The sequence below is a fragment of the Nonomuraea roseoviolacea subsp. carminata genome (genome assembly GCF_024172185.1).
Lineage (GTDB): Bacteria > Actinomycetota > Actinomycetes > Streptosporangiales > Streptosporangiaceae > Nonomuraea > Nonomuraea roseoviolacea.
This window is the reverse complement of the sequence record NZ_JAMZEC010000001.1, coordinates 5,533,229-5,557,535: the sequence shown is the minus strand read 5'-3', so window position 1 is coordinate 5,557,535 and position 24,307 is coordinate 5,533,229. Positions and strand designations below refer to the sequence as shown.

The window sequence follows — 24,307 nt, the reverse complement described above, 5'->3', positions numbered from 1 at the left end:
CTCAGACGCGCTTGGTCTGGAGGAGGTTGATCCCCGGGTACGGCTGGGCGCGCACACCGGTGAGCTTCTTGGGGTCCCAGGCGGTCATCAGCTCGGTGTGGACGACCGGGTAGACGACGGCCTGCTCGGCGATCAGGTCGAGGTACTTGTGCAGCAGCTCGCTCTTCTTCGCCTTGTCGGGCTCCTTGGTGGCCTCGTCCATCAGGGGGAACAGCGCCTTGGCCGCCTTGCTGCCCTCGAAGTGGCTGTACTTCATCCACAGGCCGCCGGAGACGTAGTTGTAGCGCATGATCAGGTCGGCGTCCATGCCGAACTGGTTGGGGTTCGAGGCGGCGGCGACCACCTGGTAGTCCTGGAACTGGTCCATCTTGGCGAACAGGGCGGCGGTGTCCTGCGGCTCCAGCGTGGTCTTGACGCCGATGGCCTCCCAGGAGGCGGCGATGGTGGGCAGGCAGTCCACGAGCCAGCTCACGTTCACCGACATGAGGTTGATCGTCAGGTTGGCGACGCCGGCCTCCTTGAGCAGCGCCTTGGCCTTGTCGGGGTCGTAGTCGTAGACGACCGCGGCCCGCTTGTGGTCGGGGTGGCCCTCGTTGAGGAACGAGCTGGAGGCGGTGCCGTGGCCCTTGAGCGCCACGTCGATGAGCTTCTTCTTGTCGATGGCGTAGTGCAGCGCCTGGCGGACGCGGACGTCGTCGAACGGCTTGGCGCCGGTGTTGAACATGAGGAACAGGTGGTTCATGCCGGCGCCGCCCTCGACCGTGCGGCCCTGCTGCTTGAGCTGGTCCACGTTGGCGTACGGGATGTTGTCGGCGATCTGCGCCTCGGCGGAGGCGCCGGAGATCTTGGCGACGCGGGCGGAGGCGTCGACGATGCTCAGCCAGTTCATCTTCTTGGCGGCGGCCGGGCGGGGGCCGTTGTAGCCGTCGAACGCCTCGAAGGTGGTGTTGGACTTGGGGTTGTGCGCGGTCATCTTGTACGGGCCGGAGCCGACGGCCTTGCCGCCCTTGGCCGCGTCCCAGGCACCGGGCTGGCCGAAGACGTGCTTGGGCATGATCTTGGCGATGGTGAGCCGGGGGGCGGCGTCGGGGAAGGCGAACTTGAAGACCAGCTCGACGGTCCTGTCGTCGATCTTCTTGACCTCCTGGAGCCAGGAGCGGAAGAAGTTGCCGACGAGGACGTTGGCCTCGGGGTCGAGGACGCGCTGGTAGGTGAAGACGACGTCGTCGGCGGTGACGGGCTGCCCGTCGTGCCACTTGGCGCCGTCGCGCAGGGTGAACTTCCAGCTCGTCGCGTTCAGGTCGGACGGCAGCGCGGTCGCCAGCGCCGGGTACGGCTCGCGGGTGATCGGGTCGGTGTCGAGCAGGCCCTCGTAGATGTGGGTGATGCCGGCCATGGCGAAGGCGGAGGCGGTCTGGGTGGGGTCCCAGCTCTGGTCGTTGCCGTACCCGATGACGGCGGTGATGAGATCCTTGTTCGAGCCCGCCCCGACCGAGCCGGTGGAGGCCGGGCCTCCCGAACAGGCGGAGAGGGTGGCCGCGACGAACGCCGCGGCCCCCGTTGCCCCGCTGTAACGCAGGAAGTCGCGGCGGCTGAGGTCAGGGCTCACGGATGCCTCCTGGAGGTACAGGTGAGCGCGCACTTTGCTGGATGCGGCTCGATGGGTAGAACGTGGGACATCCCATGTCCTATGTTGTGGGTAACGTGGACGCTAGAGGCGGGAGCCGCTTGAGGTCAACAGGAGATTTCCGGAATGTTACCTAAGCGCCTACCAGAGAGGGATTTTTCATGACGACTGTCCCGCGCTCCCGGCTCAGCCGGGCCGTGGAGGCCCAGGAGGGCGTCAAGGACCTGATTCTCAGGCGTGGGCTGGTCGCGGGCGACCCGCTGCCGACCGAGTCGGAGCTGATGGAGGAGCTGGCCATCAGCCGCAACTCCGTACGGGAGGCGCTGAAGGCGCTCCAGGCCGTGGGCATCGTGGAGATCCGTCACGGCTTCGGCATGTTCGTCGGGCGCATGTCGCTGGCCGGGCTGGTGGACGAGCTGGCCTTCCACAGCCGCATCACGCTCCAGGACGGGCGCAACCACCTCGGCCACCTGACCGACATCCGCGAGGTGCTGGAGAGCGGTCTGGTGCTGCGCCTCATCGACCTCGGCGCGGCGGCCGACCTCGGGCCAGTGACCGAGGTGATGGCACGCATGGAGGCCGAGGCCGAGGTCGGCGAGGTCCCGCCGGAGACCGACCGGCTCTTCCACGACCTGCTCTACCGGCCGCTCGGCAACCCGCTGGTCAGCCAGCTCCTCGGCGCGTTCTGGGACGTCTACCACCAGCTCCGCGACCAGCTCGGCACACCCGACGAGACGCCCGAGGACGTGGCCAGGCGGCACCGCGACATCCTGACGGCGGTCACGGCCGGCGACCGGGCGGCGGCCACGGCCGCGGTCCAAGCGCACTTCGAGGGGGTGCGCAACCGCTTGGAGCGCCTCCCGGCCCCGCCGGAGTGAGGTTTCTCGGGAAATTTCTCCTGGATTGAGCCGGGACGCGATCGTGGCCGTATCTCCACGCGAAGACGATCCCGCCAATGGGGCCCGGCGACCTCTCGGGCGAGGCGGCGGTCCCCCGGGGTCGTGTCTTCGGGCGTTCGGTTCGGGCGTACAGCCGAGAAAGGAGCGGACCGGTGACGGGACGGGCGCGGCTTCCACGGTGCGGAAGCGGCGCCCGTCCCGTCCGCCAGGGCTCGCGGTGCCAGGGCTCTCGCCCCGGGCGGCAGCGGCGATGCGCGAGCGCGAGCAGGAGCGGGCCCGCCGGCGGCGGGTGCCTCGAGACGTTGTGGTCAGCCATCGTTGTAGGAGTTACCGCCCACGACCCGGACGGCCCGCCGCTGCCCGCCGGGGAGCGCGCGCGGGTGGTGCGCCATCGCGGCCGCGCCCGGCGGCGCGCGTCATGAGGACGGCGGGCAGGCGAGGCGGGCGGTCAGCTCGGCGGCGACCTTCGCGGTGAGCCGTCCCGCCGCGTCCAGCTTGTCACCGAGACGCCCCTTGGGAGCCGCCACGTTGATGGCCGCCACGATCCGGCCACGGAAATCCCGTACCGGGGCCGAACAGCCCACCACGCCCACCTCGAACTCCTCGTCCACCGTCGCGTAACCCCGGGCCCTGATGTGCCCGATCTCCTCCAGCAGCGCGTCGGTGTCCGCCAGCCGTACGGCTCTGGCCGTGGCCAGGCGTTCCGAGGGGAACCAGTCGCGGATCACCGACGGTTCCCAGTCCGAGATGAGCACCCGCCCGGCGGAGGTCGCCGGAACGGCGACACTGACGCCCTCCCAGCCCACCCCGCGGAAGGCGTGAGCAGGGGATTCGCTGAGTAGGGTGAGGACGTCACCACCGCGCAGCACGCACAGGTGCGCGGTCTCGTGGATCTGGCCCACGAGTCTGCGCAGGTACGGCCCCGCGGTGGCGACCAGGCGCGCCTCACCGGTGCGGGCCGCCAGCGCGTAGAGCCGCCACCCCAGCCGGTAGCCCTGCGTGTCGGGGTCGCGCTCGACCAGGCCCTCGTCGGCCAGTGACGCCAGCGCCCTGGATACCTGCGTCTTCTCCCGGCCCACGAGCTGGGCCACGCGTGTCACGCCCAGTTCTCCGTGGGTCGCGAGCGCGTCGAGGAGCTCGAGGTCGCGGCGCAGGCCGGAGGAGTTCGTCCGGGACATCCCTCTCCTAGGTGCCATATGAGCAACAGGTGTTGCAATCAAGGTTGGCACACATTTAACGTCGGCGACACCAACCAGGAGGGGAAATGGACTTTTCCAGATACCTGGAACGCCGGTGGGACGATCTGCTGGAGCAGGCCGTCCAGCATGCCGCCGTGGTGGCGCTGTCCGTCCTGCTCGCCACCGCGATCGGGGTGCTCGTCGGCGTTCTGACATGGCGCAGCGCGCGAGCGAGCGGGGCGGCGATCTCGGTCTCCGCGGCCCTGCTCACCATCCCCTCGCTCGCGTTGCTGGCCCTGCTGATCCCGTTGCTCGGCCTCGGCTGGGCGCCCACGGTCGTGGCCCTGGTCGTCTACTCACTGCTGCCGATCATCCGTAACACCGTCGCGGGGCTGCGCGGCGTGGACCCCGCGATCCTGGAGTCCGCCCGGGGCATGGGGCTGACCGGCCGCCAGACGATGTGGCGCATCCAGCTCCCGCTGGCCTGGCCGATCATCCTCACCGGCGTGCGCGTCTCCACCCAGATGCTGTTCGCCATCGCCACGATCGCCGCCTACGTCGCCGGTCCCGGGCTGGGCAACGAGATCCTCTCCGGCCTGGCCGGGCTCGGCTCGGCCAACGCGCTGAACAAGGCCGTCGCCGGCACCGCCGGGGTCGTGCTGCTCGCCCTGGCCTTCGACCTGGCCTTCGTCGGCCTCCGCCGCGTCACCACCCCGAGGGGGCTCCGTGTCTGACATCAAGCTCGTCGACGTCACCAAACAGTACGAGGGCCAGCCCCAGCCGGCCGTCGACGCGGTCAGCCTCGACATCGCGGCCGGTGAGCTGGTGGTCTTCGTCGGGCCGTCCGGCTGCGGCAAGACCACCACGATGAAGATGATCAATCGGCTGATCGAGCCCACGTCCGGGCAGATCCTGCTCGGCGGCGCCGACGTGATGAGCATCGAGCCGAACGAGCTGCGCCGCCACATCGGCTACGTGATCCAGCAGATCGGCCTGTTCCCGCACATGACGATCTCCGAGAACATCCAGCTCGTGCCGGGCCTGCTCGGCTGGAACCGCGACCGGAGCCGCCGGCGCGCCGACGAGCTGCTCGACCTGGTCGGCCTCGACCCCGCCGCCTACCGCGACCGCTACCCCCGGCAGCTGTCCGGCGGCCAGCAGCAGCGGGTCGGCGTGGCGCGGGCTCTGGCCGCCGACCCGCCGGTGATGCTGATGGACGAGCCGTTCGGCGCCACCGACCCCATCACCCGCGAGCGCCTGCAGAAGGAGTTCCTGCGCCTGCAGGCCGAACTGCGCAAGACGATCGTCTTCGTCACCCACGACTTCGACGAGGCCGTCAAGCTGGGCGACCGCATCGCGGTGCTCAAGGAGCGCTCGCGCGTGGCGCAGTACGACACCCCCGCCCGCATCCTCGCCGCGCCCGCCGACGACTACGTCGCGAGCTTCGCCGGATCCGCCACGGCGATCAAGAGACTGGCGCTCATCCCCGCCGTACGGCTGCCGGGCGAACCGCTCGACGAGCGCGACGGCCTGCCCGTCCTCGAACGGGGCGGCAGCGCGCGCGACGCCCTCGACCTCATGGTCCGCCGGGGCACCTCCAGGGTCGCCGTCGGCGACAGGACCGTGGACTTCGCGATGATCTGCGCGCTGCTGGAGGACGAGCATGGCCGTTGAGACGCTCGGCGGCGCCTTCGGCGCGGCCACCCGCAAGGGCCGCGGCCACAGCTTCGCGACCCCTGCCGTGCTCGCGGCGACGCTGGTCCTGCTCTACCTGTGGGTCTCCACGCGGCAGCTCGACAGCATGGAGGCCAGGGTGCTCAGCGCCGCCTTCATCCGCGACGCCGCGCTGACCCACCTGACGGTGACCGCCGTGTCCGCCTCCCTCGTCGTGGTGATCGCGATTCCGCTCGGCGTGCTGCTCACCCGGCCCTTCGCACGGCGGCTGGCGCCGTGGGTGATGGCCGCCGCCAACGCCGGCCAGGCCGCGCCCGCACTCGGCGTGCTGGTGCTGCTGTCGATCCTGTTCGGCATCGGGACGAGGATCGCCGTCGTCACCCTCGTCCTGCACGCCACCCTGCCCGTCCTGCGCAACACGATCGCCGGCATCCAGCAGGTCGACACCGCGCTGCTGGAGGCGGGCCGGGGCATGGGCATGAGCCGCGGCCAGATCCTCCGCCGGCTGGAGCTGCCCCTGGCCGTGCCCGTGGTCATGGCCGGGCTGCGCACCACGATCGTCATCTGCGTCGGCATCGCGACGGTGGCGACGTTCATCAACGCGGGCGGGCTCGGCGACATCATCGTCGCCGGCATCAAGCTGCAGCGCACCTCGATCCTCGTCACGGGCGGCGTCCTGACCGCCGTCATCGCCCTCGCACTGGACTGGCTCGCCGGGCTGGCCGAGAAGTACGTCCGCCCGCACGGCATCTGATCTCACCCACCACCCCTCGTACCCGAGTGGAGAAGCTCATGTTCAAACCCCTGGCCCTGGCCGCGGGCGCGCTGCTGGTCCTCAGCGCCTGCGGCTCCGCATCGCGGGAGGCCGCACCGGCGGCCGCGGGGGGCGCGCCCCTCGACGGCGTGAAGCTGGTCATCGGCGCCAAGGACTTCGCCGAGCAGAACATCCTGGCCCACCTCACCGCCGACCTGCTCCAGGCGGCCGGCGCCACGGTCGAGACCAAGGAGATCAAGGGCTCGGCCAACACCCGCAAGGCCCTGGAGGCGGGCGAGATCCAGCTCTACTGGGAGTACACGGGCACCGCCTGGATCACCTACCTGGGCAACGACGAGCCGATCGTCGACGCCGCCCGGCAGTACGACGCCGTGGCCAAGGCGGACAAGGAGAAGAACGGGATCACCTGGCTGCCGGCCGCGCCGTTCAACAACACCTACGCGCTCGCGCTGAGCGACGAGAAGGCCGCCGAACTGGGCGTCACCAAGCTGTCGGACCTGGCCAAGGTACCGCCCGCGCAGGCCACGATCTGCGTGGAGAGCGAGTTCGCCGCCCGCAACGACGGCCTGCCCGGCCTGCTCAAGGCGTACGGCGTGAACGTGCCGAAGGACAACGTCAAGCTGCTCGACACCGGCGTCATCTACACCGAGACCGACAAGGGACAGACCTGCACCTTCGGCGAGGTCTTCACCACCGACGGCCGCGTCAAGGCGCTCGGGCTGACGGCGCTGCAGGACGACAAGAAGTTCTTCCCCGTCTACCAGGGCGCCCCGACGGTCAAGACCGACACCCTGGCCAAGAGCCCGAAGATCGCCGAAGTCCTGGCGCCGCTCACCCGCAAGCTGACCACGGAGGTCATGCAGGACCTCAACGCGCAGGTCGACGTGGACGGCGAGGACCCGTCGGACGTAGCCCAGGACTGGCTCGACAAGGAAGGACTGCTCAAGTGACGCGCATCGGCGAGAGCTTCGTCGGCGAGGGCGCCGAGGCCGCCCACGTGAACACCGTGCTCGGCGAGCGCGAGGGCCCCGTGGGCACCGCCTGGGCGACCGCGCTGGCCACCCCCAGCCAGGGGCACACCCCGTTCGTGGCCGTGCTGCGGCCCGGCCTGCCGGTCAGGCCCCTGACGTTGTTCGTCAACAAGGCCGCGATCACCGATGACGGGCACGGCACGCTGACCTGGGGAGCGGCCCAGGCGGGCGTGGCCGCCGGCGTCGCCGACGCCCTCGCCGAGGGAGCCGTCGACGAGGACCAGGTGCTCATCGCCGCCGTGTGGGTCAACCCCGCGGCCGAGGACGCCGACGCCGTCTACGCCAACAACCGCGCCGCCACGCGCAACGCCCTGGTCGACGCCCCGCCCGCCCGGGACGAGGTGCTGGCCGCCCGCCACAGCCCCGCCAACCCCTTCTACACCCCATGAAGATCACCGACATCCGGCTGGACCGGCTCAGGCTCGATCTCGACCCGCCCTTCCGCGCGGCCTGGGATCCCGTGCCGCGCCGCCACTTCGACGCGACCATCGTGCGCGTCGAGACCGACGAGGGCGTCACCGGCGTCGGCTCGGGCGACACGATGGACGGCTTCGAGGCGTTCGAACACCTCTTCCTTGGTACGGACCCGCTCGACATCATCCGCCACGTCCGCACGATCGAGACGATGAACTTCCACGCCGGCCGCTACTGGCCGCTGGAGGTCGCCCTGTGGGACATCGTCGGCAAGGTCGCCGGGCTGCCGGTGGCCACCCTGTTCGGCAACGTGCACAAGCGGGTGCGCGCCTACGCCTCCAGCGGCGAGCTGAAGAGCCCCGCCGAACGGGTGGAGTCCGCGCTGGCGGCCCGCGAGCGCGGCTTCGCCGCCATGAAGATCCGGATCGACCGCGCCGGCCTGGAGCAGGGTATCGAGACGGTCGCCCTGGTCAGGGACGCGCTCGGCCCCGACTTCGAGATCATGGTGGACCTCAACCAGGCGTGGCGCATGGCCGGCGACGTCGAGCCGGCCCTGGACTTCGCCGCCGTCCGCCGGACCGTCGAACGGCTGGGCGAGCTGGGCGTCTTCTGGGTGGAGGAGCCGCTGCCGTACCAGGACATGGCCGGCCTGCGCACGCTCCGCGCCGAGACCGGGGTGCGGATCGCGGCCGGTGAGATGCTGCCCTCCACCAGCGACCTGCTGAGCTACCTCGAACACGACGCCCTGGACGTCTACCAGATGGACGTGGTGCTGGCCGTCGGCATGCACCGGGCCCGCACGCTCGCGGAGCTCGCCCACCTGCGGCACCGCATGTTCACCCCGCACAGCTGGACCAACGGCGTCGGCGTGCTGGCCAACCTGCACGTCGCCGCGGGCGTGGGCGGCGGGCCGTACTTCGAGTTCCCCTACGACCCGCCCGGCTGGACCCCGGAGCGGCGCGACTTCATGCTCACCCGTCCCGTGGACATCACGCCCGACGGGTACGTCGAGGTGCCGGACGCCCCCGGCCTCGGCGCGATCCTGGACGAGGAGGCGGTGCGACGATGGAGAATCTGATGTTCATCGACGGCGCGTACGTCGAGGCCGCCTCGGGCGAGACCTTCGACGACGTCAGCCCCCGCGACGGAGCCGTGCTCGCCCCGGTGGCCGCCGGCGGGGCCGAGGACGTCGACCGCGCCGTCCGGGCGGCGCGCCGGGCCTTCGACGACGGCCGCTGGCGCAACCTGCCGCCGCGCGAGCGCAAGCGCGTCATGCTCCGCTTCGCCGATCTCCTGCGCGAGCATCGCGAGGAGCTGGCCCGGCTGGAGACTCTCGACGTGGGCAAGCCGATCGGCGAGTCGCGGCGCGTCGACGTGGAGGGGGCGGCGACCTGCCTGCAGTGGTACGGCGAGGCCGTCGACAAGACCTACGACGAGGTCGCCCCGGCCGGTCCCGACGCGCTGGCCCTGGTCACCCGGGAGCCGCTGGGCGTGGTCGGCGCGGTCGTCCCGTGGAACTACCCGATGATCATCTCGTCCTGGAAGATCGCGCCCGCCCTGGCCATGGGCAACAGCGTGGTGCTCAAGCCGGCCGAGCAGTCACCCCTGTCCGCGCTGCTCATGGCTCGCCTGGCCGCCGAGGCCGGAATCCCGGACGGCGTGCTCAACGTGGTGACCGGGTACGGCGCGACCGCCGGAGCCGCGCTCGGCCGGCACCCCGACGTGGACAAGATCGCCTTCACCGGCTCCCCCGAGGTGGCCCGGCTCTTCCTCGGCTACGCGGCCGAGTCCAACGGCAAGGCCGTCTCCATCGAGGCGGGCGGCAAGTCGCCCCAGGTGGTCCTCGACGACGTCGCCGACATCGAGGCCGCCGCCTCGGCGATCGCCTGGGGCATCTTCTACAACGCCGGCCAGACCTGCAACGCTGGCTCCCGCCTCATCGTCTCCGAACGGGTCAAGGACGAGCTGCTCGACGCCGTGCTCAAGGTGCGCTTCACCGTGGGCGATCCGCTCGACCCGGACACCACCATGGGCCCGCTCGTGGACCGTTCCCAGGCCGAGCGGGTGCTCGGCTACATCGAGCTGGGCCGCGCCGAGGGCGCCGAACTGGTCGCCGGAGGCGACTCCGACGGCCTCTACGTCCAGCCCACGATCTTCGACGGCGTGCGCAACGACATGCGCGTCGCCCAGGAGGAGATCTTCGGCCCCGTCCTGTGCGTGATCACCTGCTCCGGCGAGGAGGAAGCCGTCCGGCTGGCCAACGACACCCGGTACGGCCTGGCCGCCGCCGTGTGGACCAGCGACGTGACCCGGGCCCATCGCGTGGCCCGGCGGCTGCGCGCCGGCACCGTGTGGGTCAACACCTTCGACGCCAGCGACGTCATCACCCCGTTCGGCGGCTTCAAGGACACCGGCACCGGGCGGGACAAGAGCCTGCACGCCCTCGACGCCTATTCCGCTCTCAAGACGACTTGGATCCAGCTATGACCATCGGTTTCATCGGCCTCGGCAACATGGGCGGCCCGATGGCCCGCAACCTGCTCAAGGCCGGCTACGACGTGACCGTCCACGACACGCGCCAGGAAGCCGCGGCCGGGCACGTGAGCCAGGGCGCCACCTGGGCGGACTCGGCGGCCGCGTGCGCCGCCGCCGCGTCGGACGTCCTCATCACCATGCTCCCCGGCCCGCGCCAGGTCGAGGCCGTCATGGGACAGGTCACCCTCCCGCCCGGCGCGACCTGGATCGACATGTCCACCTCGGCCCCCGAGACCGCCCGCCGCTTCCAGGTCCCCAAGCTGGACGCGCCCGTCAGCGGCATGGCCAGGGGGGCACAGGCCGGAACCCTGCAGATCTTCGTCGGCGGCCCCGCCGAGCTCTACCAGCGGCACCGCCCGATCCTGGAGGCCATGGGAGACCCGGAGAGGATCTTCCACGTCGGCCCCGAGGGCGCCGGCTACACCGTGAAACTCATGATCAACCTGCTCTGGTTCACGCATCTCGTGGCGAGCACCGAGGTCCTCACCATGGGCGTGAAGGCCGGCGTGGACCTGGAGACGCTCCGCACGTCCCTGGTCGCCAGCCCGGCCGCCAGCACCTTCCTGGAGCGCGACGTGCTCGGCGTGCTGCGCGAGGGCGACTACGACGACTCCTTCGCGATGGCGCTGGCCTGCAAGGACCTCGGCCTGGCCGTGGACGTGGGCCGTGACGTGGGCGTGCCCGTCGAGCTGTCCGCCCTCGTGGAGCAGATCTACCGGCGCGGACGCGCCCGCTACGGGGACCTGGCCGGCGAGATGAGCCCGATGCGGCTGTACGAGGAGCTGGCCGGAGTCGAACTGCGTACCGGAGGAGCCCGATGACCTTCACCATCACCCCCACCGGCCTCGTCCACTTCGGCGAAGGGGCGCTGCGCGAACTGCCCGGCGCGGTCGCCGCCACCGGCCGCACCCGCGCCTTCGTCGTGACCGACCCCGGCATCGGCGCCGCCGGCATCCTCGACCGGGTGCTCGCCCTGCTGCCCGGCGCGGGCGTCTTCGCCGAGGTCGAGCCCAACCCCTCCACCACCACCATCGCGGCCGCCGCAGGCGCCGCGACCGCCTTCGGGGACGCCGCGATCGTCGCGCTCGGCGGCGGGTCCAGCCTGGACGCGGCCAAGGCCGTCGCGCTCGCGGCCGCCAACCCCGGCGTCGAGGTGGCCGCACTCGACTACCGCGCGCCGGGCCTGAACGCCGGGCTGCCGATCGTCGCCGTGCCCACCACGGCGGGCACCGGAGCCGAGACCAACGGCTTCGGCGTGATCGAGGACCCCGCCGCCGCCTGCAAGATCTACCTGGGCAACGGCACCACCCAGCCGGTGACCTCCATCCTCGACCCCGAGCTCACCACCGGCCTGCCGCCGCGGGCCACCGCCGCGACCGGCGTGGACGCCCTCGTCCACGGCATCGAGTCGCTCACCGCCCGCGGCCGCAACCCGGTCTCGGAGGCGTACGCCCACCACGCCGTGCGGCTCGTCCACCGCCGGCTGCCCGACGCCGTGAAGGACGGCGCGGACCTGGAGGCCCGGGGGAACCTGCTGCTCGGCTCCCACCTGGCGGGGCGGGCGCTCAGCATCTCCGGCCTCGGGCTCGTCCACGGCATCGCGCACGCCGTCACCGCCCGCACCGGCGCCCCGCACGGCCTCGCGCTCGCCTCCGTGCTCGGAGCGGTGCTGGAGTTCAACCTGCCGGCGTGCGCCGAGCAGTACGCCGACATCGCCCTCGACCTGGGGCTGGGCCGGGCCGACGGCCGGGCGATGGTGGAGGAGGTCCGGGAGTTCGTCGCCCGGGTCGGCGCCCGCACCACCCTCGCCGAGCTCGGCTGCACGCCCGACATGGCCGCCGGCCTGGCCGCGGTCGCCCTCGCCGACCCCGTCACCGCCAACACCCCGCGCCTTCCCGGCGAGGACGAGCTGCGCGACCTGATCGTCGGCGCGATGGAGGGATCATGACTCCGACAGGCTGCTTCATCGGCGGCGAGTGGCGCGACACCGACCGGCGCTTTCCCGTGACGGACCCCGCCACGGGACAGACGCTGGCCGAGGTGGCCGACGCCGGCCCGGCCGACGCCCTCGCGGCGCTGGACGCGGCAGTCGCCGCCCAGGACGCGTGGGCCGCGACGCCGCCCCGCGAGCGGGCCGCCGTCCTGCGCCGCGCCCACGACGGGCTGGTCTCGCGGGGCGAGGAGTTCGCGCTGCTCATCACCCGCGAGATGGGCAAGCCGCTGGCCGAGTCGCGCGCCGAGGTCGGCTACGCGGCCGACTTCCTCCAGTGGTTCGCCGAGGAGTCCGTACGGATCTCCGGCGAGTACCGGGTGAGCCCGGGCGGCGACTTCCGCATCGTGACCGCCCGGCAGCCGGTCGGCCCCTGCCTGCTCGTCTCGCCGTGGAACTTCCCCCTCGCGATGATCACCAGGAAGGTGGGTCCGGCCTTGGCCGCGGGCTGCACGGCGCTGCTCAAGCCCGCCGAGGACACCCCGCTGTCGTGCCTGCTGCTGGTCCAGGTGCTCGCGGACGCCGGAGTGCCCGCCGGCGTGGTGAACGCGCTGCCCACCAGCCGGCCGGCGCCCCTCGTCGAGCGGCTGCTGGCCGACCCCCGCCTGCGCAAGCTGTCCTTCACCGGCTCCACGGAGGTGGGCCGGCTCCTGCTCGCCCAGGCGTCGGGCAACGTGCTGCGCACCTCGATGGAGCTCGGCGGCAACGCCCCGTTCCTTGTCTTCGCCGACGCCGACCTGAACGCGGCCGTGGACGGCGCCGTGCTGGCCAAGCTGCGCAACGGCGGCCAGTCGTGCGTCGCGGCCAACCGCTTCCTGGTCGAGGAACCGGTCGCGGAGGAGTTCGCCGGGCGGCTCGCCGAACGGATGAAGCGGGTGCGGCTCGGCCCCGGCACCGATCCGGCGTCCGAACTGGGGCCCCTCATCAACGCCAGGCAGCGGCGGCGCGTCGCCGGACTGGTCGACGACGCCGTCGCCCACGGGGCGCGGGTGCTCGCCGGCGGGCACGCCGAAGGCCCGTTCTACCCGGCCACCGTCCTGACCGGCGTCCCGGCCGAGGCGCGGATCCACCAGGAGGAGATCTTCGGCCCGGTCGCGCCCGTCACCCCCTTCGCCGGCGAGGACGCGGCGCTGGCGCTGGCCAACGCCACCCCGTACGGTCTCGTCGTCTACCTGTACACCGGCTCGCTCGCCCGCGCCCTGCGCGTCTCCGAACGCCTGGAGGCCGGCATGGTCGGCGTGAACCGCGGCCTGGTGTCCAACGCGGCGGCCCCGTTCGGCGGGATCAAGCAGTCGGGGCTGGGGCGTGAGGGCGGCTTCGAAGGCATCGGCGAGTACGTGTCCACCAAGTACCTGGCCCTCGACACCGCGCCGTGAGGCGGCGCGGGGGAGGCGTCCGGGGCGGCCCGAGATGGCGACGCGGACCAGGTTGCGGCCGCGCACCCCGTACAGGGCGCGACGCGAGGGATCCAGCGCCAGCTCGGGCTCCCCGCCGAACCACTGCCGCGCCAGCCCCTCGACGACGGTCCTCGCCGTGAACGACCACGGGTCGAGCTTGTAGATCTTGTCCCCGTCCGTGCAGTAGGCCACCTCGCCGGTGACGAACAGCTCGCCGCCCTTCGCGGACGGTCGGGTCGCTGCATCGGCACCTTGTCGCTGCCCGCCGCTACCGTGAGGGGATGCCCGCACGGTCCAACGACTTTCAGGCGGTCGTCTACTTCGTCAAGAGGCACCTGGCTGCGGATGCGACGGTGAGCGAGTCCGCGGACCTGCTATCACCGCGTTCACCAGCGGTGCCTGGCCGCCGGGCGGCAGAAGGGTCCACTGGGAGGTCCGAGGCCGCACCCTCCGCACCCGCATAGTCTGACCACGTCCGCTACCACGGCACCCGTACGGGACCGTGCAACTTCGGCTCTGCCCGGCCCCGTCAGGCGGCCTCGAAGTCGGCCCGGTGGTCGGCGGCCCACTCCGCCAGAGTACGGCCCGGCCGCCCGGTCACCACGGTGACGGGACGCGGGACGTCGGGGACGGTGAGGGTGTCGTGCCAGTAGTCGAGCAGCATCTTCATCACCGGCTCGGGGATGAACTGTGCGGTCTCGGTGCGGAACTCCTCGGGTGCGATCTCCACCAGCGGGATCTCCCGCCCCAGGGCCTCGCCGATGATCGCCACCTGCTCGGAGCGGGTCAGAGCTTGCGGGCCGGTGAGCGGAATCGCCTCACCCAGATGCTCGTCGGAGAGCAGGGTCTCGGCGGCGGCCTCGGCGACGTCGTACTCGTGGATCGGGGCCTGTGCCGATGCCAGGTACGGCGCCCGGATCGGTGCGCCGGAGCGGATCTGCCAGGCCCAGGAGAGCAGGTTGTTGGCGAAGGTGCCGGGCCGCAGGATCGTCCAGGTATCGGTGCGGCCGGTCACGGCGGCCTCGACCGCGCTGTGGTGAAGCTGGCTCGCCGACCCGTGGTCACGCGGGAACTCCTTCGCGGCAGCAAGGGAGGACAGCACGGTGAAGCGGTGGACGCCATGCGCGCTGGCCGCGGTGACGAACGCCTCGACACCCTGAGCGGGGAAGACGAAGGCGCGATCGACACCGTCGAACACCTGCGACCCGAGCGTGGTGGCGTCGGCCAGGTCGCCGGCGACGACCTCGGCCCCGGCCGGCAGGTCCGCGTCATCGGGCTTGCGGCTCAGCGCGCGTACGGCGGCGCCGCGGGCGAGCAGGGTCGTGACAAGGTGACGACCGACAGCGCCGGTCGCGCCGGTGACAAGGATGGTCAAGATGGCGCACCTTAGGTAAGTAGTGCCGGTCGGTCCGGCTCGAACTCCAACCTAGGGACGGTTTAGGTCATTTTCTGCCCGCATTTCGGCTAGCTTGACGAGTATGTCGGACCAGACCACGACCGAGCGGGCGCTGCGCCTGCTGGAGCTGCTGCAAGCCCGCCGGTCCTGGACCGGCCGCGAGCTCGCCGACCGCCTCGGCGTCGACGGCCGCACACTCCGGCGGGACGTGGAGCGGCTGCGGGGCCTCGGCTATCACATCGAGGCACGTCGCGGTCCCGATGGCGGCTACCGACTGTCCACGGGCAGCGACCTGCCGCCGCTGGTGTTCACCCCGGATGAGGCGCTCGCCGTGGCCGCCGCCCTCGCCTCGTCGGCTGCCAACGGCGCTGCCGGCGGGGGCGAGGTCGCGCTCACCGCCCTGGCCAAAATGGAGCAGGTGATGCCCTCGGCGGTGCGTCGGCGGGTACGGGCGCTGCGCTCCTCGATCGCCCTCGGCGGCACACCGAACGCGGTGGCCGGCGCGTATCCGGCTCCGATGAACGCCGACGTGCTGGCAGTCCTGGCGCTGGCGTGCCGGGATGCGGAGCGGGTCCAGCTGCTCGTGATGAGCACCGAGGGTGCCGACACCGGACGGGAGTCCCCGCGCCACGTCGAGCCTGCCGCCCTGGTGCCCCGGCAGACCCGGTGGTTCCTCGTGTGCCGCGACCTCGACCGTGGCTGGCGGGTGTTGCGCGTCGATCGGATCACGCGGGCATCAGCGACGGGCGTGCGCTTCGAGCCGCAGGAGGTCCCCGGAGGCGACCCGGTTGCGTTCGTCACCAGCCGGCTCGGGGCTCCGCCTCGCAAACATACAGCGACGATCCTGATCCACGCGCCGATCGAACAGGTACAGGCGTACATGGGTGGCTTCGCCACCGACTTCGCCCCGGCGACGACCCCCACCGGTCAGGCAGCGACATACTGGCGCATCGCCGACGTCCGTCTCGAAGTCCTCGCCGGCGGCCTGCTCTGGGTGCGATGGCCCTTCGAGGTGATCGATTCTCCCGAGCTCGCCGGCCTGCTGCGGGACCGGGCCGCAGCCTTCGCCTTCGCCGCCGACCCGGGCTGAAGCCGACCCACCGGGCCATCACGACCAAGGGTCTCGCGGGGGCCAGGGCTCACGGTGCCAGGGCTCACGGTGCGCGGCCAAGCCGGCCAGCTGGGGGATCGACGCGCACATGGGCCGGCTGTTCGGCCTGGCCAACCAGATCGTGCTGGCCGCCCTGGCCGCCGGGCTGATGCTCCTCATCGGGTACGGCTACCTCATGTGGTCGCAGCGGCGTCCCACGCGCGGCTTCGGCCGGCCGTACCGGCGCGGGGCCTGGAAGGGCGTCCCTCTCGGGGCGCTGGTCCCGCCGGCGGCGCTGACGGTGGCGGCCGGCCTGTTCGTGCCGCTGCCGGGATCTCGCCGGCCGCGTTCCTGCTGCTGGACGTCCTGCTCGGCCTGCGCGCCCGGCTCGCCCGCCGCTGATTTCTCTTTGACATCGCAACCCTTGACGCTGACAATAGTTGGCGACACCAAGGGAGGGCCGGCCGATGGCGGAGAGCGACGACACCCCGGACGACGTGTTCTTCCGTGAGCTGACTGGCGCCTACGCGGAGGTGCGCCAGGCGTTCGCCGACCACGTGGGCATGAGCCGGCCCCGGCTCCAGATCCTGATGCGGCTGTGGCGCCACGGCGAGACCAGCCACAGCGACCTGCGGCGCTTCCTGGGGCTCGACGGGGCGAGCGTCACGCGGCTGGTCAAGGAGTTCGAGGCCGACGGGCTGGTGGCCCGCCGCCTCGACCCCGGGGACAACCGCTACACGCTCGCCCGCCTCACCCCGGCGGGCGAGCGCACGGCCGCCGGGCTCGCCGACGCGCACCGGCTCTACCAGGCGCGGCTCCTCGACGGCATCCCTCCACGGGACCAGGAGACGGTCCTGCGGGTGCTGGCCCGGCTGCGCGCCAACGTCCGGACGTACGACGACAGGAGTGGCTGAGATGACCGATCAGGTGCGCGCCGTCGCGCGGCGGATGTACGAGGCGTTCAACACCGGGGACGTGAGCGCCGCCGACGAGATCTTCGCGGCGGACTTCGTCAGCCACCCGCTGGGCACGGTCGGCGCCGAGAGCGTCAAGCGAGCCTGGTCGGGGATGCGCGCCAGGTTCCCCGGCATCAGGGCCGAGGTCGAGGACATGCTCGTGGACGGCGACCGGGTCGCCGTGCGCAGCACGCTGCGCGGCGTACCGGACGGCGACGGGCAGCCGCCGCCCGCGATGCTGGAGATCTTCCACGTACGGGACGGGCGCATCGCCGAGCTGTGGGGCATGTCCACCCTGAGCCGCCCCCGAGCCACCTGAGTCAGAGGGGAACACCATGCTGCACCTGCTGGTCCTGCGCTACCTCGGCACCGAGGACGACGCCGCCCCGCACGTCGCCGCGCACGTGACCTACCTCGAACGGCATCACCGCGAGGGCATCTTCCTGCTGTCGGGACAGACCGTGCCGTCGGACGACGGCGGCGTCATCCTGGCGCGGGGCGAGCGGGCGGCCGTGGAGCGGGTCGCGGCCGGCGACCCGTTCGTGCGGGCCGGGGTCGCCGCGTACACGATCATCACGGTCGATCCGGGACGCGTGCACCCGGCGCTGGCGGAACCGCTGGGGACCGACGGCGCTCGGGTGCGCTCCGTCGCCCCCTGAGGGGCGGCTGGGGCCGAGGCCGTCGGCGATCAGGCGACGGAGGGGAAGCCGGAGGCGTGGGCGAGGGCGGCGGCCTCGGTACGGGTCGTGACGCCCAGCTTGTCGAGGATGTTGGCCACGTGGAACTTCACGGTGTGCTCACTGATCCTCAGCTCCTCGGCGATCCGGCGGTTGCGCAGGCCCCGCGCGAGCCGTTCCAGCACGTCCAGTTCCCGGGGCCTGAGCGCGCTCAGCGGCCCCTGCGCGCGCCCGGCCGCGACGGCCGGCGCGAGCGGCAGCGCGGCGGTCACGGTGGTGCCCCAGCCCGGGACGGCGTCGAGCGTGAGGCGACCGCCCAGGGCGGTGGCCAGTTCGGTGAGACGGCGCATGGGCGGGTCGTCGGCCGTCGCCACGCCAGGTCCGTCGTCCCGGACCACGACCCGCAGCGCCGCCTCCTCCAGCTCCCAGGCGGCGCGAATCCTGCGCACGCCCTCGTGTTCGAGCATGGACACCACGCAGCCGCGCACGACGGCCTGCGCGGCGTGGGCGACGTCCGCCGGGATGGAGCGCTCCGCCGCGCGCGGGCCGACCAGTTCCAGAGCCACCTCGCTGTGCCGGGTGAGGGGAGCGAGCCGGCCGGCGAGCCGGTCGAAGGCCGCGCCGGCGCTCTGCTCGCTGAGCGACCGGTCGAGGTCTCCGGTGGCGCGCAGCTCGATCAGCGCCGACACCGCCAGGTCCGTGGCCGCGGCGCGGGCGGCGGCGTCACCGAGCGTACGGCTGCGCAACGTCGCCAGCAGCGACGCGAGCGTGGCGGCGTGGGCGTCGGTCAGCTCGGCGATGACCCGCGCTCGCTCACCGGCCGCCACCCGGCTGCCGGCGAGGTCGGCGGGAGGCAACCGCGCGCCCCGGTCGGACACGTGGCCCGCGAGCAGCTCCCACAGCAGCCGGACCAGGTCACGGGCCATCGGGCCGGGAACGCCGTCGCCGTCCGTCACGACGGCCAGGAGCGCGCCGGACGTACCGGCCGGACGGGAGGCGACGATCAGCGCGAGGCGCGACTCCCCCGCCAGCCGCGCGTGGCCGAACCATGGCTCGCCCACCTCGACGCCCGCGCCGGCGCGGGCCAGCTCGCCGCTGGTGATCCGGCCGGCCAGCGGCTGTTCGCCATGGGTTCTCAGGGGATGCCTGGCGCAGTCACCGGTGAGCATCGCCAGCGCCCGGTGCGGCAGGAACTCGGCCAGGACCTCGGACAGGGGCTCCAGGATGCCGCCGATCGGCGCCCGGAGCACCGAGGTCACGGCGGCCAGCACGGCACGGGGATCGGACAGCTCCACGCCTCGCATGCTAAGCGCCCCTGACCCGGTGGGGCCCTGCTCGTCCGGGCAGCCCGGAACAGCTCGAACGGACGGTGAGCACGGCGGGCCCGGACGAGCAGGCTGACCTCGTCCGCCGCCGCCGGCTTTCCCGGAGCCGCCGCCGGTTTTCCCCGAGCCGCCGCCGGTTTTCCCGGAGAGGAGCCTTCCGATGACCGTCATGACCCTGCCCGCCCGCGCGGGCGACCGCCCGCGCACCGGCCCCTCGGTGCCCCACGTCCAGCTCACCCAGAACAGCCCCGACGAGATCCGCCGGCAGCTCGAGCGGTGGATGGCCACCGCGCTCCCGTCCACCGAGATCAGGCCCAGCGAGATCTCCGAGCCCGGATCCACCGCCTTCTTCCTGGCCCGCGATGCCCGTCCGCCCCAGGGCGCGGTGCTGCTGCCCCCGCGCCTGGTGGCCGAGTTCGCCCACATCCACCGCGACGGCAGCCTGCACGTCGCCCTGTCGCGGGAGGACCAGGACGAACTCGTCGCCAAGGGCTGGGGCGAGCGGCATCCGCTGTACTCGCCGACCGTCAACGTGGTGATGCTCTACGGCCCTCGCACAGCCGGCGAGCTGGAGGTGGCCAAGACGGTCGTCGCCTCGTCCTACCGGTACGCCACCGGCAGGCCGCTCCGATCGGCGGAGCCGGGGCCCCTATGACGGCCGGCTCGCGCGGCGGCGGGCCGGGCGCATGCCGAACAGGAAGCGCGTCACCTCCGCCCGCCGCACCAGCAGGTCGTACGCCGCCAGAATCAGCACCAGCGACACCAGCACGATCGCCACGAACTTGACCGGCCCCGGCACCGGCCAGCGCACCACCCAGAACGCCACCACGACCACGATCGGCTGGTGCAGCACGTACAGGGGCAGCACCCCCTCCGACAGGTAGGCGTACAGCCGCCGCCCCGACCCGCCGCCGGACGTCACGTCCCCGGAGGCCGGGCGGCGGCGCTGGAGGAGAGACATGATCACCACGAGCCAGCACCAGCCCGCCGCCCCGTACAGGGCGCGCGCCGTCATCGCCATCGGGGTCAGCTCCGTGAACGCGTCACCCTCCGCGACCAGGAACAACGGCAGCCCCACCGCCGGCAGCAGCAGCCCGCACACCACGGCCGCGCGCGTGTCGCGGCGCAGCGCGTCCCGCAGCCGCCCGTCCGAGGCGAGCACCACGCCGTAGCAGAAGAACAGCAGGTACGCCCAGCGGCTCCAGCCGGCGTACTCCTCCTCCAGCCCCAGCACGGCGCTGACCAGCGCCAGCGGAAGGGCGGGCAGCAGCGCCGCGCCGCGCCGCCGCCCGACCGCCGCCAGCCTCTCGCCGAGCGCGCGCGCCCGCGAGGCCGGGAACCAGCGCGCCACGGGCGCGAGCATGAGCGCGAACGTGAGCAGCAGGAGGAGGAACCACAGGTGACCCGTCTCGAAGCTGTCGCCCTGGAGCACGAACGGGAACTCCCACGGCTCCACCCGGATGTGGAAGAAGCGCGGCAGGAACTCCAGGTACGACTCGTGGTACGCCGGGTCGGCGCGCAGCCGCAGCCACTGCGGCACGGGCACGAGCACGGTCGTGCCGAAGACGAGGGGGACGCCGATGCGGCGCAGCCGCTCCAGGGCGAACCCTCCGGGGCCGCGACGGCGGAGCGAGTGCCAGGCGCCGAAACCGGCGATGAGGAACAGCAGCGGCATCGCCCATAAAACGCCGAATCCAGCGAAAATTGTGGTTATACCAGTGGTTTCCGGATTTTTCACGTAAAAGTCGTCGCTGGCGTCGAAGACGAGCGACGAATGGAACAGCACGAGGCCGACCACCACGAGCACCCGCACGAAGTCCAACTCCGCCCGCCGCCCGGTGCCCTCGCCTCGGGACGCCGCCCCGGGGGCTGGCGCGAGCTGCCCCTCGGGACCGCGTACCGCATCGAGGACGCGCGGCGCCTCCGAAGCCGTGCGCGGACGCGGAAGGGGCGGGGAGGCGGGCGCGGGGCCGGACAGCGGCGTGAGCCGCGGCGCCGGGGCGGGGCGAGGAGCCGGCACGGGGCGCGGCGCCGGGTCGGGACGCGGCGCCGGAGCCGGTCGCGCCGCGCGAGCCCGGCGTGAGCCGGACGGCCGCGCGGCGCCGAGCCCCGAGGGGGCGTCGGAAGCCGGGAACGAGCCGAGCCCCGAGGGGGCGCGCGATGCCGGGAAGGAGCCGAGCCCCGAGGGGGCGCGGGAGGCCGGGAAGGAGCCGGAAGCCGCGGTGGGGTGGCGTTCGGTCAAGGGTCAGCCCGTCTGAGGAGGGGTGGCGCGGCGGCGGGTGACCACCGTCGCGATGAGCAGGACGATCCCGGGCCCCACCAGCCCGCCGGGCGAGAAGTCCACCGGGCACGGGTCGGACACGGCCTCCACGACCCAGCTCACGACGCTCACCACCAGGGCCACGCTCCAGATGCCCCACAGGACCTTGAGCAGGGTGGGTAAGGGAGCCCGTCCGGGCGGGCGGCCCGCGGGGGCGGGCACGGATGCGGACGTGGACGCGGACGCGTCCGGGAGGTCGGCGAGCAGTTCGGCCAGGTCGCCGCGGGTCACCGACTGGTACGCGAGCCCGATCCGCTCGTCGAACTCCCCCAGGTCGAGACAGCCCTCCTCCACCGCCACGCGCAGCCGCTCGGCGGCCGCCTCCCGATCGCCGTCGGAGGCCCGCACGCCACGCTCCCGGCCGCCGTCGGAGGACCGCACCCCCCGCTCCCGGTCACCGTCGGAGGTCCGTAAGCCGCGCTCATGGTCGCCGTCGGAGGTCCATGCCTCGCGCCGCTCGTCCATCGTCCCCGCCTTCCCGGGTGTCGCCTGTCGTGCTGCCCGTCTACTCCCCCGCGGGCTCGGGGGCCTCGCGGGTCAGGAAGCGATCGATCGCCGCCCGCTCCTCGGCGGTGACGTTGCCGTCCGCGCGCCGTCGCTCACCGGTCACCCGCAGGTACGGCCGCGCGGCCTCGACGTCGGCGGCGTCGCGGAACCCCGCCAGCAGCCCCTCGCGCCCCGCCGCCACGGCCGGGTCGTCCACGGGCGCGGCGGCCAGGATGAGCCAGGTGCAGGCGGTGTCCGCGCCGGACGCGCCGCGCGCGGCGTTGGCCCAGTCGATGACCCGGGGCCCGTCGGCGGTGAGCAGGACGTTGGCCGGGTGCAGGTCGAGGTGGAGCAGCCGGTTGCCGGGGCAGCCGTCGGCGGCCTGGAGCCAGCCGGGCGCGCGCACGGCCGCGAGCCGCCGCAGCAGCTCGCCGAGCAGCCGCCCGTGCTCGGGCATCCGCTCCGGCCGCTCGGCCGCCTCCTGCCGCATGCTCGTCCCCTCGACGTGCTCCATGAGGATGTCGGGACCGTCGGCGTCGAAGACCCGGGGCACGGGGAAGCCGTTGCGCCAGGCGTGCCTCATGACCGACGCCTCGCGTTCGAGGCTGCGGCCCTCGCGGGCGCGCCGGATGATCTTACCGGGCCCAGCCTGGAAGATGTCGCAGTCGAGTCCGGCCGCGATCAACGAGCCTGCGTGCATATCAGTCAGATTAGAACGTCAAATGGAATACGCGAAGCGTCTGGTAATTGGCCGGTTTTGCCGGTCATTACTGGCCATCAGGCGCCGCGATATCCGTCGCTATCGTGCAAGGGAACATAGGTTTGCCGCACTTATCCGCCTAACTCCATCAATTGTGGGGTGGCTGAGGAGGTGACACGTTGCTGGTCGCAACCGATCTCGTCAAACGGTACGGCACCATCCAGGCCCTGGACGGGTTCAGTCTGAACGTGGCCGCCGGCGAGATCGTCGGGCTCGTCGGGCACAACGGCGCGGGCAAGTCGACCTTCGTCGAGATCGTGTCGTACCTGATCCGCCCGGACGGCGGTCACGTGACCATCGACGGCAGGCCGCCCTCGGCCACCCGCGGCGAGGTGGGCGTCGCGCCGCAGCACATCGCCCTGTACCCGTCGGCCACCGTCCGCGAGCACCTGGAGCTGTACGGAAGGCTCGCCGGCCTGCGGCGGGCCGCGCTGCGCGAGGCCGTCGAGGACCTGAGCACCGTGCTGCGCCTCGGCGGCATCATGGACCGGCGGGCCGGCAAGCTCTCCGGCGGCCAGCAGCGCCGCACCCAGGCGGCGAGCGCGCTCGTCCACCGCCCGGCCCTCCTGCTGCTCGACGAGCCGACCGCGGGCGCCGACCTGGAGACCCGGCAGGCCATGCTCGACGTGGTCAAGCAGCGCGCCGGCGAGGGCGCGGCCGTCGTCTACACCACCCACTACCTGCCCGAGCTGACCGAGCTGCAGGCCACGATCGCCGTGGCGCGCGGCGGCCGGGTCATCGCCCGCGGCACCGGCGAGGAACTGCTGAAGGACCTGCCGGGCGAGGTGCGCGTGACCCTCGCCGACCGGGAGGAGGTCAGCGTCTCCACCTCCGAGCCCACCGTCACCCTGATCGATCTGCTGCGCCGCATCGACCGCCCGATCAGCGCGGTGGACGTGCGCAACCCGTCCCTGGACGACCTCTATCGCTCCCTGGCGGTCCACGATGCTCCTTGACTCCGCGCCCCGCGACTCCACCCGCCCGGCCGGCGCCCCGGCCCGCACCTCGCGCCTGCTCGACGCCGCGTACCGGATCGGCGCGCTGGCCCGGCACAACGCCACCCTGCGCCTGCGCGACCCGGGGCAGATGATCAGCTACATCGTCATGCCGATGGTGCTGATGCTGGTGCTCAAGCCGCTCTACGTGCGGGCGGTGGACGGCGGCGCCGCCCAGGTCGCGACGGGCCTGATGGTGATGTTCTCGGTGTTCGCCATCTCCCTGGTCGGCAACTCGATCCTGTCGGAGCGCACCTGGCGCACCTGGGACCGGCTGAAGGTGAGCAGGGCCGGGGCCGCGGAGCTGCTCGTCGGCAAGACGCTGCCGCTGTTCGTGGTGATGGTCGTCCAGCAGACGGTCCTGCTGGTCTACGGCTGCCTGGCCATCGGCCTGCCCGTGCCGCCCAACCCGGTGTACGTGCTGCTGGCCATCATGATCTGGGCGTTCGCGCTGCTGGCGATCGGCGCGCTGCTGGCCACGGTGGTGCGCAGCCACGGCGAGCTCAGCGTCATCTCGGACGTGGGCGCGCTCACGCTCAGCTCCCTGGGCGGCGCGCTGGTGCCGCTCAGCATCATGCCGGAGTGGGCGCAGCTCACCGCCCACGTCTCGCCCGGCTACTGGGCGCTGAGCATGATGCAGGCCGCGGTACGCGGCGACGCGGCGGGCGCGGTGCCGCCCGCCGCGGTCCTGCTGGCGATCGGCCTGGTGGCCGGCGCGTTCGCCGCCCGCCGGCTCGCCCGCGGCTGGGGCCGCGGCGGGCCCATGTGACACGAGGCGGCCC

General features: G+C 72.6%; 26 protein-coding genes. 19 read left to right on the top strand and 7 right to left on the bottom strand.

Annotation, left to right across the window (positions count from 1 at the left end; all coding sequences use genetic code 11):
* Window position 1 precedes the first annotated feature (1 nt).
* Window positions 2-1,609 (bottom strand): ABC transporter substrate-binding protein, encoded by a 1,608-nt coding sequence (locus tag HD595_RS25710; protein WP_253773245.1) that lies wholly within the window; start codon window positions 1,607-1,609, stop codon window positions 2-4.
* Between the two features lie 179 nt (window positions 1,610-1,788).
* Between HD595_RS25710 and HD595_RS25705 the strand changes: the two genes are divergently transcribed.
* Window positions 1,789-2,505: a FadR/GntR family transcriptional regulator gene (locus tag HD595_RS25705; protein ID WP_253773243.1), complete on the top strand. Its 717-nt coding sequence runs from the start codon at window positions 1,789-1,791 to the stop codon at window positions 2,503-2,505.
* Window positions 2,506-2,942: 437 nt separating this feature from the next.
* Here the strand turns inward: HD595_RS25705 and HD595_RS25700 are convergent, their stop codons facing one another.
* Window positions 2,943-3,704 (bottom strand): IclR family transcriptional regulator, encoded by a 762-nt coding sequence (locus HD595_RS25700; RefSeq protein ID WP_253773241.1) that lies wholly within the window; start codon window positions 3,702-3,704, stop codon window positions 2,943-2,945.
* An 86-nt stretch (window positions 3,705-3,790) separates the two neighbouring features.
* On the opposite strand from HD595_RS25700, the gene HD595_RS25695 reads away from it, so the two are divergent.
* From HD595_RS25695 to HD595_RS25650, 10 genes are read left to right on the top strand one after another with little or no spacing between them, the layout of a single operon-like run.
* Window positions 3,791-4,438, top strand: a complete 648-nt coding sequence (locus tag HD595_RS25695) for an ABC transporter permease (protein WP_253773239.1) — start codon at window positions 3,791-3,793, stop codon at window positions 4,436-4,438.
* Window positions 4,431-5,378: an ABC transporter ATP-binding protein gene (locus tag HD595_RS25690; protein ID WP_253773237.1), complete on the top strand. Its 948-nt coding sequence runs from the start codon at window positions 4,431-4,433 to the stop codon at window positions 5,376-5,378. The genes HD595_RS25695 and HD595_RS25690 overlap by 8 nt, the downstream gene beginning before the upstream one ends.
* Window positions 5,368-6,132 carry an ABC transporter permease gene (locus HD595_RS25685; protein WP_253773235.1) on the top strand — a complete coding sequence of 255 codons (765 nt, stop codon included), beginning with the start codon at window positions 5,368-5,370 and terminating at the stop codon, window positions 6,130-6,132. The genes HD595_RS25690 and HD595_RS25685 overlap by 11 nt, the downstream gene beginning before the upstream one ends.
* A gap of 38 nt (window positions 6,133-6,170) precedes the next feature.
* Window positions 6,171-7,103, top strand: coding sequence for a glycine betaine ABC transporter substrate-binding protein (locus tag HD595_RS25680; RefSeq protein ID WP_253773232.1), 933 nt, complete (start codon window positions 6,171-6,173; stop codon window positions 7,101-7,103).
* On the top strand, window positions 7,100-7,573 hold the full coding sequence (gene fae, locus HD595_RS25675; RefSeq protein WP_253773230.1) for a formaldehyde-activating enzyme: 474 nt from the start codon (window positions 7,100-7,102) through the stop codon (window positions 7,571-7,573). Before HD595_RS25680 ends, fae begins: the two co-directional genes overlap by 4 nt.
* Window positions 7,570-8,676: a mandelate racemase/muconate lactonizing enzyme family protein gene (locus HD595_RS25670; protein WP_253773228.1), complete on the top strand. Its 1,107-nt coding sequence runs from the start codon at window positions 7,570-7,572 to the stop codon at window positions 8,674-8,676. Before fae ends, HD595_RS25670 begins: the two co-directional genes overlap by 4 nt.
* Window positions 8,664-10,085 (top strand): aldehyde dehydrogenase, encoded by a 1,422-nt coding sequence (locus HD595_RS25665; protein ID WP_253773226.1) that lies wholly within the window; start codon window positions 8,664-8,666, stop codon window positions 10,083-10,085. Before HD595_RS25670 ends, HD595_RS25665 begins: the two co-directional genes overlap by 13 nt.
* Window positions 10,082-10,954, top strand: a complete 873-nt coding sequence (locus HD595_RS25660) for an NAD(P)-dependent oxidoreductase (RefSeq protein ID WP_253773224.1) — start codon at window positions 10,082-10,084, stop codon at window positions 10,952-10,954. The genes HD595_RS25665 and HD595_RS25660 overlap by 4 nt, the downstream gene beginning before the upstream one ends.
* Complete coding sequence (locus tag HD595_RS25655; RefSeq protein WP_253773222.1) at window positions 10,951-12,081, top strand: iron-containing alcohol dehydrogenase; 1,131 nt, start codon at window positions 10,951-10,953, stop codon at window positions 12,079-12,081. Before HD595_RS25660 ends, HD595_RS25655 begins: the two co-directional genes overlap by 4 nt.
* Window positions 12,078-13,499: an NAD-dependent succinate-semialdehyde dehydrogenase gene (locus HD595_RS25650; protein ID WP_253773220.1), complete on the top strand. Its 1,422-nt coding sequence runs from the start codon at window positions 12,078-12,080 to the stop codon at window positions 13,497-13,499. Before HD595_RS25655 ends, HD595_RS25650 begins: the two co-directional genes overlap by 4 nt.
* Before the next feature lie 550 nt (window positions 13,500-14,049).
* Here HD595_RS25650 and HD595_RS25645 read toward each other — a convergent pair.
* Entirely contained in the window at window positions 14,050-14,895 is an 846-nt protein-coding gene (locus HD595_RS25645) for an SDR family oxidoreductase (protein ID WP_253773218.1), read from the bottom strand.
* 103 nt (window positions 14,896-14,998) lie between these two features.
* Here HD595_RS25645 and HD595_RS25640 point away from each other — a divergent pair, with 103 nt between their 5' ends.
* The 5 genes from HD595_RS25640 to HD595_RS25620 are packed head-to-tail and all read left to right on the top strand — an operon-like array spanning window position 14,999 to window position 17,621.
* Window positions 14,999-16,006: a helix-turn-helix transcriptional regulator gene (locus HD595_RS25640; RefSeq protein WP_253773216.1), complete on the top strand. Its 1,008-nt coding sequence runs from the start codon at window positions 14,999-15,001 to the stop codon at window positions 16,004-16,006.
* Window positions 15,936-16,517: a PepSY domain-containing protein gene (locus HD595_RS25635; protein WP_253781312.1), complete on the top strand. Its 582-nt coding sequence runs from the start codon at window positions 15,936-15,938 to the stop codon at window positions 16,515-16,517. Before HD595_RS25640 ends, HD595_RS25635 begins: the two co-directional genes overlap by 71 nt.
* The gene (locus HD595_RS25630) at window positions 16,474-16,920 is read left to right on the top strand and encodes a MarR family winged helix-turn-helix transcriptional regulator (protein ID WP_253773214.1); all 447 of its coding nucleotides are present in this window, start codon (window positions 16,474-16,476) and stop codon (window positions 16,918-16,920) included. The genes HD595_RS25635 and HD595_RS25630 overlap by 44 nt, the downstream gene beginning before the upstream one ends.
* Before the next feature lies 1 nt (window position 16,921).
* A complete protein-coding gene (locus HD595_RS25625) occupies window positions 16,922-17,281 on the top strand; it encodes an ester cyclase (protein WP_253773212.1) in 360 nt (119 codons plus the stop codon).
* Window positions 17,282-17,297: 16 nt separating this feature from the next.
* Window positions 17,298-17,621 (top strand): YciI family protein, encoded by a 324-nt coding sequence (locus tag HD595_RS25620; RefSeq protein WP_253773210.1) that lies wholly within the window; start codon window positions 17,298-17,300, stop codon window positions 17,619-17,621.
* A 29-nt stretch (window positions 17,622-17,650) separates the two neighbouring features.
* On the opposite strand, the gene HD595_RS46070 is transcribed toward HD595_RS25620, so the two are convergent.
* Window positions 17,651-18,934 (bottom strand): helix-turn-helix transcriptional regulator, encoded by a 1,284-nt coding sequence (locus tag HD595_RS46070; protein WP_308211233.1) that lies wholly within the window; start codon window positions 18,932-18,934, stop codon window positions 17,651-17,653.
* A gap of 190 nt (window positions 18,935-19,124) precedes the next feature.
* Here HD595_RS46070 and HD595_RS25610 point away from each other — a divergent pair, with 190 nt between their 5' ends.
* Window positions 19,125-19,619: a luciferase domain-containing protein gene (locus HD595_RS25610; RefSeq protein ID WP_253773208.1), complete on the top strand. Its 495-nt coding sequence runs from the start codon at window positions 19,125-19,127 to the stop codon at window positions 19,617-19,619.
* Here the strand turns inward: HD595_RS25610 and HD595_RS25605 are convergent.
* From HD595_RS25605 to HD595_RS25595, 3 genes are all read right to left on the bottom strand, one after another.
* Window positions 19,614-20,786, bottom strand: coding sequence for an acyltransferase family protein (locus HD595_RS25605; RefSeq protein ID WP_301309597.1), 1,173 nt, complete (start codon window positions 20,784-20,786; stop codon window positions 19,614-19,616). The two genes, HD595_RS25610 and HD595_RS25605, sit on opposite strands and share 6 nt — an antisense overlap.
* 423 nt (window positions 20,787-21,209) lie before the next feature.
* Complete coding sequence (locus HD595_RS25600) at window positions 21,210-21,749, bottom strand: DUF1707 SHOCT-like domain-containing protein (protein ID WP_253773204.1); 540 nt, start codon at window positions 21,747-21,749, stop codon at window positions 21,210-21,212.
* A gap of 40 nt (window positions 21,750-21,789) precedes the next feature.
* Window positions 21,790-22,470, bottom strand: a complete 681-nt coding sequence (locus tag HD595_RS25595; RefSeq protein ID WP_253773202.1) for a phosphotransferase — start codon at window positions 22,468-22,470, stop codon at window positions 21,790-21,792.
* A gap of 179 nt (window positions 22,471-22,649) precedes the next feature.
* Here HD595_RS25595 and HD595_RS25590 point away from each other — a divergent pair, with 179 nt between their 5' ends.
* Together HD595_RS25590 and HD595_RS25585 are read left to right on the top strand one after the other, a co-directional pair.
* Window positions 22,650-23,486: an ABC transporter ATP-binding protein gene (locus tag HD595_RS25590; RefSeq protein ID WP_253773199.1), complete on the top strand. Its 837-nt coding sequence runs from the start codon at window positions 22,650-22,652 to the stop codon at window positions 23,484-23,486.
* The gene (locus HD595_RS25585) at window positions 23,476-24,294 is read left to right on the top strand and encodes an ABC transporter permease (protein WP_253773197.1); all 819 of its coding nucleotides are present in this window, start codon (window positions 23,476-23,478) and stop codon (window positions 24,292-24,294) included. Before HD595_RS25590 ends, HD595_RS25585 begins: the two co-directional genes overlap by 11 nt.
* Window positions 24,295-24,307: the final 13 nt, after the last annotated feature.

Bases quoted from the DNA above. Each gene is read 5' to 3' on its own strand.
- HD595_RS25705 (WP_253773243.1), top strand. From the start codon at position 1,789: ATGACGACTGTCCCGCGCTCCCGGCTCAGCCGGGCCGTGGAGGCCCAG.
- HD595_RS25700 (WP_253773241.1), bottom strand. From the start codon at position 3,704: ATGTCCCGGACGAACTCCTCCGGCCTGCGCCGCGACCTCGAGCTCCTC.
- HD595_RS25695 (WP_253773239.1), top strand. From the start codon at position 3,791: ATGGACTTTTCCAGATACCTGGAACGCCGGTGGGACGATCTGCTGGAG.
- HD595_RS25685 (WP_253773235.1), top strand. From the start codon at position 5,368: ATGGCCGTTGAGACGCTCGGCGGCGCCTTCGGCGCGGCCACCCGCAAG.
- HD595_RS25680 (WP_253773232.1), top strand. From the start codon at position 6,171: ATGTTCAAACCCCTGGCCCTGGCCGCGGGCGCGCTGCTGGTCCTCAGC.
- HD595_RS25670 (WP_253773228.1), top strand. From the start codon at position 7,570: ATGAAGATCACCGACATCCGGCTGGACCGGCTCAGGCTCGATCTCGAC.
- HD595_RS25665 (WP_253773226.1), top strand. From the start codon at position 8,664: ATGGAGAATCTGATGTTCATCGACGGCGCGTACGTCGAGGCCGCCTCG.
- HD595_RS25660 (WP_253773224.1), top strand. From the start codon at position 10,082: ATGACCATCGGTTTCATCGGCCTCGGCAACATGGGCGGCCCGATGGCC.
- HD595_RS25655 (WP_253773222.1), top strand. From the start codon at position 10,951: ATGACCTTCACCATCACCCCCACCGGCCTCGTCCACTTCGGCGAAGGG.
- HD595_RS25650 (WP_253773220.1), top strand. From the start codon at position 12,078: ATGACTCCGACAGGCTGCTTCATCGGCGGCGAGTGGCGCGACACCGAC.
- HD595_RS25640 (WP_253773216.1), top strand. From the start codon at position 14,999: ATGTCGGACCAGACCACGACCGAGCGGGCGCTGCGCCTGCTGGAGCTG.
- HD595_RS25630 (WP_253773214.1), top strand. From the start codon at position 16,474: ATGGCGGAGAGCGACGACACCCCGGACGACGTGTTCTTCCGTGAGCTG.
- HD595_RS25625 (WP_253773212.1), top strand. From the start codon at position 16,922: ATGACCGATCAGGTGCGCGCCGTCGCGCGGCGGATGTACGAGGCGTTC.
- HD595_RS25620 (WP_253773210.1), top strand. From the start codon at position 17,298: ATGCTGCACCTGCTGGTCCTGCGCTACCTCGGCACCGAGGACGACGCC.
- HD595_RS25610 (WP_253773208.1), top strand. From the start codon at position 19,125: ATGACCGTCATGACCCTGCCCGCCCGCGCGGGCGACCGCCCGCGCACC.
- HD595_RS25600 (WP_253773204.1), bottom strand. From the start codon at position 21,749: ATGGACGAGCGGCGCGAGGCATGGACCTCCGACGGCGACCATGAGCGC.
- HD595_RS25595 (WP_253773202.1), bottom strand. From the start codon at position 22,470: ATGCACGCAGGCTCGTTGATCGCGGCCGGACTCGACTGCGACATCTTC.
- HD595_RS25585 (WP_253773197.1), top strand. From the start codon at position 23,476: ATGCTCCTTGACTCCGCGCCCCGCGACTCCACCCGCCCGGCCGGCGCC.